A 507-nucleotide genomic window follows, 5' to 3' on the forward strand; every position below is an offset into this window, starting at 1 on the left:
TATGAAATTCCTAAAAAATGATCAAGCTGCCGTTTTTGCCCTCGGTGGTCTTGGTGAAATCGGTAAAAATACATATGCTGTTCAATTTCAAGATGAAATTATTATAATTGATGCTGGAATTAAATTTCCAGAAGACGAATATGAAATTCCTAAAAAATGATCAAGCTGCCGTTTTTGCCCTCGGTGGTCTTGGTGAAATCGGTAAAAATACATATGCTGTTCAATTTCAAGATGAAATTATTATAATTGATGCTGGAATTAAATTTCCAGAAGACGAACTCCTCGGGATCGATTATGTAATACCAGATTACACTTATTTTGTGCGAAACGAAGATAAAATTAAAGGGTTATTCATTACACATGGTCACGAAGATCATATCGGTGGAATTCCTTATCTATTACGTCAAGTAAACATAATCGGTAAAAATACATATGCTGTTCAATTTCAAGATAAAAACAAATTAGAAGAGCACGGATTACTTCGTAAAGCAAAAATTTATGAAATTC

Annotated in this window: 1 protein-coding gene; it reads left to right on the top strand. The window is 32.5% G+C overall.

Annotated features, from left to right (window positions below):
• Positions 1-140 precede the first annotated feature (140 nt).
• Positions 141-507 (top strand): MBL fold metallo-hydrolase (locus tag AC1DJR_RS33155; protein ID WP_477004587.1); only part of this gene is annotated, 367 nt, incomplete at its 3' end.

Source organism: Bacillus sp. 05T31 (assembly GCF_056396725.1).